This is a genomic window from Providencia sp. M-27, assembly GCF_011077905.1.
GTDB classification, from domain to species: Bacteria; Pseudomonadota; Gammaproteobacteria; order Enterobacterales; family Enterobacteriaceae; genus Providencia; species Providencia huaxiensis.
The window spans coordinates 1-8,500 of the sequence record NZ_JAALBT010000035.1; the positions used below are offsets into that span (position 1 = coordinate 1).

Annotated in this window: 9 protein-coding genes and 2 pseudogenes; 2 read left to right on the forward strand and 9 right to left on the reverse strand. The window is 61.6% G+C overall.

The annotated features are described in order from the left end of the window. Positions 1–479 precede the first annotated feature (479 nt). Positions 480–830: a plasmid recombination protein gene (locus tag G6Q48_RS21360; protein WP_223424540.1), complete on the forward strand. Its 351-nt coding sequence runs from the start codon at positions 480–482 to the stop codon at positions 828–830. 101 nt (positions 831–931) lie between these two features. Here the strand turns inward: G6Q48_RS21360 and floR are convergent, their stop codons facing one another. The 9 genes and pseudogenes from floR to G6Q48_RS22360 form a co-directional block, all read right to left on the reverse strand. Further along, positions 932–2,146: a chloramphenicol/florfenicol efflux MFS transporter FloR gene (gene floR / locus G6Q48_RS21370; RefSeq protein ID WP_000214122.1), complete on the reverse strand. Its 1,215-nt coding sequence runs from the start codon at positions 2,144–2,146 to the stop codon at positions 932–934. Positions 2,147–2,362: 216 nt separating this feature from the next. Beyond that, a complete protein-coding gene (locus G6Q48_RS22345; protein ID WP_001447541.1) occupies positions 2,363–3,247 on the reverse strand; it encodes a DUF3363 domain-containing protein in 885 nt (294 codons plus the stop codon). Positions 3,248–3,277: 30 nt separating this feature from the next. Next, positions 3,278–3,733: pseudogene (locus G6Q48_RS21380) on the reverse strand (transposase); the annotation flags it as partial. 48 nt (positions 3,734–3,781) lie between these two features. Then, the gene (gene repC, locus G6Q48_RS21385) at positions 3,782–4,633 is read right to left on the reverse strand and encodes a replication protein C, IncQ-type (protein ID WP_010895881.1); all 852 of its coding nucleotides are present in this window, start codon (positions 4,631–4,633) and stop codon (positions 3,782–3,784) included. Next, the gene (locus tag G6Q48_RS21390; RefSeq protein ID WP_172667820.1) at positions 4,620–5,432 is read right to left on the reverse strand and encodes an AAA family ATPase; all 813 of its coding nucleotides are present in this window, start codon (positions 5,430–5,432) and stop codon (positions 4,620–4,622) included. The genes repC and G6Q48_RS21390 overlap by 14 nt, the downstream gene beginning before the upstream one ends. Before the next feature lie 92 nt (positions 5,433–5,524). Continuing rightward, positions 5,525–5,761 carry a hypothetical protein gene (locus G6Q48_RS21395; protein ID WP_010895879.1) on the reverse strand — a complete coding sequence of 79 codons (237 nt, stop codon included), beginning with the start codon at positions 5,759–5,761 and terminating at the stop codon, positions 5,525–5,527. A gap of 67 nt (positions 5,762–5,828) precedes the next feature. After that, positions 5,829–6,851, reverse strand: coding sequence for a DNA-primase RepB domain-containing protein (locus tag G6Q48_RS22350; protein WP_336431279.1), 1,023 nt, complete (start codon positions 6,849–6,851; stop codon positions 5,829–5,831). Continuing rightward, positions 6,782–7,192: an IncQ-type mobilization protein MobB gene (locus G6Q48_RS22355; RefSeq protein WP_010895877.1), complete on the reverse strand. Its 411-nt coding sequence runs from the start codon at positions 7,190–7,192 to the stop codon at positions 6,782–6,784. The genes G6Q48_RS22350 and G6Q48_RS22355 overlap by 70 nt, the downstream gene beginning before the upstream one ends. A 106-nt stretch (positions 7,193–7,298) precedes the next feature. After that, positions 7,299–7,940 (reverse strand): annotated as a pseudogene (locus G6Q48_RS22360) (MobA/MobL family protein); the annotation flags it as partial. Positions 7,941–8,121: 181 nt separating this feature from the next. Between G6Q48_RS22360 and G6Q48_RS21405 the strand changes: the two are divergent. Next, on the forward strand, positions 8,122–8,421 hold the full coding sequence (locus G6Q48_RS21405) for a hypothetical protein (protein WP_010904468.1): 300 nt from the start codon (positions 8,122–8,124) through the stop codon (positions 8,419–8,421). The last annotated feature ends 79 nt before the right edge of the window (positions 8,422–8,500 follow it).

Below are 8,500 nucleotides of genomic sequence, written 5' to 3' on the forward strand. Positions count from 1 at the left end.
AGCCGGAGCCGCAAGGATAGCCAAGCGCAAAGCGGTCAGAATGGCCCCTGAATGGCCCCTTCGGGGCTGCACACCGCCCCCACCCTTCGGGTAGGGAAAAGGCCGCTAAAGCGGCTAAAATCGCTCCAGCGTATTCCCGCGGGATTTGGTATGGGGTTTAGCGGGCTTTGCCCGCCTTTCCCCCTGCCGCGCAGCGGGTGGGGGCGGTGTGTAGCCTAGCGCAGCGGATAGAGAAGTTATCCGGCCTCTGGCCGGCATTTTAAGCAAGGGCAAACAGCGCCCCACTAGGGCGCTGTTAACCGCGCCTAGTGGATTATTCTTGGATAATCATGGATGGATTTTTCCAACACCCCACCAGCTCCCCCCCTTCCTGGGTTTGCAGGTTTAGGGGCGTGACAGTTACGCCGGGGGTTCGTGACAGTTACGCCGGGGGGGCGTGACAGTTACGCCGGGGGCGTGACAGTTGCGCCGGGGGACGGATGGCGTTTGCGATCATGAGGGCGAAGAAGCTCAACAGCATGGGCACGGTGGCGGCTGCGTTGCAGCACTGCTACCGCGACCGCGAGACGCCGAACGCCGATCAGGAGCGCACACCGGACAACGATCACCTGGCGGCCAGATCGACCGATGAGGCGATGGGCAAGCTCAGGGAGCGGTTGCCGGAGAAGCGGCGCAAGGATGCGGTGCTGGCGGTCGAATACGTGATGAGCGCCTCGCCGGAGTGGTGGCAGACCGCAAGCGCCGACCAGCAGCGGGAGTTCTTCAAGCGATCGACCGAGTGGCTGGCCGCATGCCGAAAATTCAGATGCTCGGCGACGGCGATGAACTGAACAAGGGAAATGAGCGGTATCCTGCCAGACAGGATACCGACATTCACGAGGTTTCGATGGTTAGTGCGCCGCATCGGAGCGGGCCTGCTACCAGTCGTCGGTTAGACGACTGGCGACTTCTCGGTGGCAGCCCCACGGAGCCGAAGGAGCACCAGCCCCAACGAAACCAGTACCGCCATCGCCGTGGCGTAACAGATCACGGGCCACGCTGTGTCACCGTTTAAAAGTGCCACCGCCAATGTCCCGACAATGCTGACTATCAGGCTTTGAACGCAGAAGTAGAACGCGACCGCTGATCCCGCGATGTCGTCGAACTCTGCCAAAGCGCCGTTCGCGGTAACGGACACCGTGAAGACAATACCGACCGCGACAACCCACATCGGTAGGATGAAGGTGAGGAATGACGGCGAGCCGTAAAGTTCGCCGATCCCCAACAGGACCGCTCCGCAAACAAGCAACGCCATCCCACGCGCCACGCATCCTGCGATGCCCCATCTGGCGACAAAGGACTTCGCGAAACGGGTTGTCACGATCATTACAAGCGCGACAGTGGCGAAGGCAAAGCTGAATCCGATCTCGGAATATTCCGCTTGGCCTATGAGCACACGGGGAGCCGTCGAGAAGAAGACGAAGTAGGTGCCCATACCGGCGCTAAAGCCGACAGTGTAAACCCAAAAAGCCGGACTCGCGAAGATCGGCAAGACAGATCGGCGCGTCTTGACTTGATCCAGAGGGCGGGTTTCGTGCCACCTGAAACCCGCATTTAGGAGTGCGAGCATCGCCAGTATAGCCAAAGTAATGAATATCGCCTGCCATCCCAAGAACTCGCCGATCAATACTCCGGCGATAGGGCCGAGCGCAGGCACGAACGCCAGCATCGAACTGAAAAGGCCGTAGATGACGACACCCTCAGGACGGTTGGCATAAACGTCGCGAACCGTCGCGAACGTCGCCACCAGCATGGCCGACGCGCCCACTGCTTGAAGTAGACGGAAAGCGACAAAGGCCGGTGCAGTTGAAGACCAAGCTGCTCCCAGAGACGCAATGACGAAAGCCGTTGCGCCCGCAAGTAGAATTGGCCGTCGCCCGATTCTGTCTGAGAGCGGACCAAAAATCACCTGGCCCACGCCGAGCATCACCATATAGAGGCTCAACGTGAGTTGGATCATAGCGGGCGTCGTGTTCAGGATGCCGGGCATCGCTGGAACGACAGGGAGATAAATATCCATCGCCAGTGAAGCGAGGATGTCGAAAGGAGCCATCAGCAGCAGTGCTGCCGGCAGCGTATAGGCCCACGCGGGGCGTGTGGTGGTCATGACGAATCAACCCTCGATTAAGGAATACCGGGCGACGTCTGCTCGTCAGCAATCAGATGAGACTAGCCTTACAGAGCGCCGCAACAACAATACTGGTTGTTGCGGCTTACTTGTCTGCTGACTTGGAATTTCCCATCTGATTACTCCACGCTTACGAATATGAATTGCTACATTTTATCCGATTATCTTTTGCTTCGCAATGCGGCATGGGCGCACTCAGCGTTCCAGCCCCCTCTGCCGCCCTAACTGCCACGACACCGACCCGCCCTGCACGATGCCCATAACCTCGCGGCCGAGTTGGCGGTCGATGATCGGCCGCCACGGGACAAGGGTGAACTCATGGGATTTCTCGACCACGGCGAACTTGCCGCTCGATAGATGCACGGTTCCGGTAAACTTGCCGCTGACGCTCTCGCCGTCCGTGGCGGCGCGGAACGGCAGGCCCTTACTCAAAGCCATATCCGATCCGACGCCGGCTACCTCGCGCTCCCGCAGGATGGCGAGAAGGTTGCGCCGGTAGAAGACGCGGCTGTCCCGGCTGCGGGTGGCGTCGCCCTGTTCGATATGGTGCTCGCGGCGCTGGTCCATGGCTTCGCGGACTTGTTGCCCGAAGCCGGTTGGCGCAAGGTCGGCCGTCTCGCCGTGGATCAGCCGCCGGTCCAGCCAGGTCGCGCCGTCCGATCCGATCTGTTTGTTCAGATCGACCGGGGAAAGGACGCGAACGCTGGCCTGACTGTCTCGGCCGGCGTCATGGGCGGCGGCACGGCTGACCAGATCATCGGGGATGCGCCATTGGTCGGCGTCGATCCGCTCGACGATACCGGCCCGGCGTAGCGCCTCCAGCCGGCGCACATGGGCATCGACATAGCCCTCATAGTCGCCGCCTGGAACGCGGCACGTATAGGAAGAATAAACGCCCTTTTCACCCAAGTCCAACAGCTTTGGACCGCAGTTGACTCTTTCGACACCCCTGCGATGCAACCCAATCCGGCTGACGGGGAGCCAGCAACGCTGAAAATTTACCCTCCTCTTTCCCACTAGCGGCTCCTTTTCCGACAACCAGCACGGCGGATCCCTGCCGCGGCGCTGTGAACGCAGCATTTTGATTGGTATCGTTGGCCTTCAGGCTCGTCAGTCAAACAGACCCAGGAGCAGCTCAGCCGGTGGCGCCCGGCTTTCGGGTAACGCCCTGGTCCCGCTGGTTTCGGCTTTGTGCTTCAGGTGATCAAGGATCTGCTTGATCACTATAGGGTCTTCAATGCAGGCGATGACTTTCATGGCGCCGCCGCAGCCGCTGCAGGTCTCGATGTCGATATTGAAAACACGCTTGAGCCGTTGCGCCCATGTCATCGACGCTCGCCGTTGTGCTGGTGTTGCCGGTTCATCAGCCACCCTGACCTTGTTGCCCCTGCCCCGTTTTGCCGGCGTGACCAACGCCCGGTGCCGACTGTTGGGTGCGAACACCCCGTGGAAGCGGGTTAGGTTGACTCTGGGCTTCGGTACCAGGGCGGCCAGCCTTGCAATGAAATCCAATGGTTCGAAAATGACGTGCGTGGTGCCGTCCCGGTACGGCGTCTTGAGCTGGTAGCAATCTGACAGTGCGGAGGGGGAGGGGCGTGACTGTTAAACAGGGGGTCAGCCTGCCGCCTTGGGCCGGGTGATGTCGTACTTGCCCGCCGCGAACTCGGTTACCGTCCAGCCCAGCGCAACCAGCTCCGGCAACGCCTCGCGCACCCGCTGGCGGCGCTTGCGCATGGTCGAACCACTGGCCTCTGACGGCCAGACATAGCCGCACAGGGTATCTATGGCCGCCTTGCCGGTCTTGCCGGGGTCGATCCAGCCACACAGGCGCTGATGCAGCAGGCGGGCCGCTTCGCTGTCCAGCGCTCGCACCTCGTCCATGCTGATGCGCACATGCTGGCCACCACCCATGACGGCCTGAGCAATTAAGGGGTTCAGGGCCACGTACAGACGCCCGCCTGCCTCGTCGCTGGCGTACTCGGCAAGCAGCCGGAACCCCTGCCGCTTGCGGCCATTTTGGGCGATGATGGAGACTGTCCACAGGCGCTCAATGCACTCCCGGATTGCCTTGAACTGGCTGCCGCCATCCTCTGCATACCCGATTTCACGGGCCAGCGCCCGATAGCTGCCCTTAACCACCATGGCATCAGCGGTAACGGCCTCCCACTTGGGTTCCAAGAACAACCGGAGCTGCTGCCCGCCTTCGGTCTTGGGTTCTGGGCTAAGCACTAGGCCATTAGGCCCAGCCATTGCCACCAGCCCTTGCAGGATGCGCAGATCATCAGCACCCAGCGGCTCCGGCCCCTTGAACTCGATCCGCTTGCCGTCGCCGTAGTCATACGTCACGTCCAGCTTGCTGCGCTTGCGCTCGCCCCGCTTGAGGGCACGGAACAGGCCGGGAGCCAGACAGTGCGCCGGGTCGTGCCGGACGTGGCTGAGACTGTACTTGTTCTTAGGCTTCACCACGGCGCACCCCCTTGCTTTTGCGCTGCTTTTCCAGCACGGCGGGTTTGAGCACCCCGCCGTCATGCCGCCTGAACCAGCGGTCTTTGAACGGCGCCCCATAGTTGGCCTTGCTGACACCAAAGCGGACGAAATAGGGCCGCTGTGAGTCGTCCACGCCCCATTCCTCGGCCTCGGCGGCCGTCATGCCGGACAGGTAGGACTGCCAGCGGATGTTATCCACCAGCACGGACGATCCCCGGCTGGCCTGCTGCTGGTCGCCTGCGCCCATCATGGCCGCGCCCTTGCTGGCATGGTGCAGGAACACGATAGAACACCCGGTATCGGCGGCGATGGCCTCCATGCGGCCAATCACCTGCGCCATGGGGCCACTGGCGTTCTCTTCCTCGATATGGAACCGACGCAGCGTATCCAACACCATCAGGCGGCGGCCCTCGGCGGCGCGCTTGAGGCCGTCGAACCACTCCGGGGCCATGATATTGGGCAGGCTGCCGATCAGCGGCTGGATTAGCAGACCGTCAGCCACGACTTGCCGTTGCTCGTCGGTCAGGTGCGCCCCCAATGCGTGCAGGCGGTGATGTATAGCGGTGGGCGGGTCTTCGGCGGGCAAGTAGATCACCGGGCCGGTGGGCAGCTCTCCCACGTCCAGCAGGTCGGGGCCGCCTGCGATCTGTGCGGCCAGCTGTAGAACCAGCATGGACTTGCCGGCCCCACCGGGGGACACCAGCGCCCCCACGGTACCGGCCACCATGTTGGGCAGTACGTAGTCAATCGGCGGCGGTAACTCTGTGAAGCTCGCCAGAATATCGATAGGCTTATGAGTAGCCATTGGTTTGCCTCCTTTGCAGGCGGTTGATGGTCAGGCGCTGGCGGGGCATCCCCGCCATGCGCCGCCTAGTCAGTGATAACACGCCACTCTCGCAGCCCAATTTCTCGCACGACCTTGGCCGCCGCATCCAGTGTCTTGAACTGCCGCACATCACCTCTGGCGGTGTGTAAGGTAGGTTGTGCGCTGCCAATGTTGCCGCTCAGCTCGATAGTCCACCCGTTATGCAGAACACTTGACGATCTCACCACGGCACCCTGAATCAATCCAAGCCCAAAATACTCTTTTGCCTTTCCTATATCCATTTTTTAATCCTACTATAAAGTCAAATTGTTTTGACAATATAGCAGTTTTGTTTTATCAAAACAAGCATTACATGCTTAAATCTGGCCCCTTGCTGCGCTGCTTCTGGGTCTGCTTCGCCAGCTCGGCGCGGGCCTCCTGCACCTGCGGAAGCTCCATCACCTTCTGCACCGTACGCTTGATGTAATCGGCCTCATGGCCCGCCTTGCGCTCCATGATAGCGGGGCTAGCCTCGGCCATGGCCTTGCTGATCTCGTCCGGCTCCCGGCCCTTGCTGGCCAGCTTCATGGCCGCGATGAAGTCGCACTTGCTGAGGTCATCACCGTACCGCTTGACCAGCCCGGCCATTTCGCTGCGGTAGTCGTCCACGACGCTGCGGCGATACCGACGCACACTCTGCGGGGCGGTGATCTCGGCCAGTCGTGCCGTCCGTTCCTGTCGGCGCTCGATGCTGTCCAACACCTGCCCGGCCTGCTGCATCAGCTCCGGCCCTGCGGTGGCACTCTTGCCGCTGGACTCCCGGCACAGCACCCACGGCTGATAGCCGGTGCGGCTGGTGTACTTGTCCTTGCGGTTGGTAAAGCCTGCCAGACGGCCATAGTGACGGCTGTCGGCGCTTGCCGGGTCGGCGTCATACTCCCGGGCCAGCTTCCGGGCGATTACGCCCCTATGATCTGCTGGGGCATCCTGAGCCACCTTCACCCATGCCTGATAATTCTTGGGGCTGGTCTCGATGATGGCGGCAGGCTCCCGGCCCTCCTGCTTCATGGCGTCCAGATCGTCGCTGCTGAGGTCGTCAACTAGCACCAGACCATGCCGGGCCTGCTCGGCGGGGCGAATGTAAATATCGTTGCCCTGGGCATTCATGCGCTTGAGCCAGGCGGCGTTCTGCTGCACTTCCTGCGGTGTCCATTCCCGGTTCATCATCTTGCCGCTGGCGGCATCCCGTATGCCGATGTCGTACCGGTCGCAGCCCATGGCCTTGAGCTGCCGGGCGATGGCTTGCGCGGTGCGGTCACCTTTCACTTGAGCTTGAAAATCAGCCATATGCTCCCCTGTTGCTCGATGATTTGCGGCTCCAGCCAAAGCCATGATGCGATCAGCAGCGCCAGAATAGGCATCACGGAAGCGATCAAGACCCCGGCCCACAACCTCCATGTCCAGCCACGGGCGGCGCTCCGGGCCGTCTGGCCGGCCTTGGCCAGTTCCCCTGCGGCTGCCCTCATGTCCTTTGCTGCCTGCCGCCATGCGCTCATGGCTTGCTGTTGCTGGCTCGTCCAGCTCGCGGCCTGCTCCTCGCTGGCCTGCTGTACCTCGGCGATCCGCTGCCGGGCTTCGTCCGCCAGTGTCGCCATGCTCTGGGCCAGCGGCTCTATCTCTGCCGCTAACTCGTTGATCCCTCTGGATTTCCTCACTCTGTCTATCGCGCTCATGCTCGATAACCTCCCGGTATTCTTGTAAGTCGATGATCTGGCCGTTGGCCGTGTCGATGGCTAGGGCGATATCGGCCCTCTCGGTGCGGATGCCCCGGCTCTCCATCTCCACCACGTTAGGGCCAAGATGGATGCCCGGCAAGCGCTCAATGCCCTGCGCCTCAAGGGTGCGATGGTCAATGCGGGCCTCGTGCCCGGCCTGTTCAAGGGCGCGGTTGGCGTAGTGGCTCCATGCCTCGCGGGTCTGCTCAAGCCATGCCTTGGGCTTCAGGCTCTCGGACTTCTGCGCCCCGCCCCGCTCTGGCTGTTTGCCGTTGTACCGCTTAAACCACTGGTCAGCCGGGCGCTCGATACCGTCGTTCTTCCGCTCGGAGATCATCAAGTGGCAATGGGGGTTCTCACCGTTACCGGCATGGATGGCCAGCGTATACGGCAGGCGCTCGCCCTCAGTCAGATGCCGGGCGAATTCGTCCACCAGCTCCCGCTGCTGATCTAGGGTCAGTTCGACCGGCAGGGCAAACTCAATCTCTTTGAATAAGCGACCGTTGGCCCGCTCGTACAGGTCGGCACCGTCCCAGTAGTCGGCGGGACGCTCGGCCCACTCGGGCAGGTGGCCGGACTGGGTGTGCAGCACCTCTTCACGGTCGCGGGAGTAACGGCCCTCCCGCTGGATGTAATCGGCTTTCGCCTTGGCCGATTGGCCGCCGTTCCGGCTGCCGGTCTTGGCCGTAAGGTGATAGATGGCCATAGGGGTTTAGCTCCATGCAATGGCCCTCGGAGAGCGCACAGCCCCGAAGGGGTGCCCCCAGGGCAGTTTCTTGAAGAGAAACCGGTAAGTGCGCCCTCCCGTAAAATGACGGTCGGGGTTTGCGGTGTCTGTGCTCCGATGATAGCATAATGACAAGCACATAACCAAGAGGATTATCAAAATGGCAAAAACAGCGGAACGGCTCGCCAAGCTGGAAGAACAACGGGCACGAATCAACGCCGAGATCCAACGGATCAGAGCACGGGAGCAGCAGCAAAAGCGCAAGGAAAACACCCGGCGCAAAGTGCTGGTAGGTGCATGGATACTCGGCAAAGTTGAAAACGGCGAGTGGCCAGAACAGCGCCTGCTCGATGGGTTGGACAGCTACCTAGAGCGCGACCATGATCGGGCACTGTTCGGACTTCCACCCAAGCAGAAACAGCAGCCACAGGAGCATGGTCAGCCGGAGCCGCAAGGATAGCCAAGCGCAAAGCGGTCAGAATGGCCCCTGAATGGCCCCTTCGGGGCTGCACACCGCCCCCACCCTTCGGGTAGGGAAA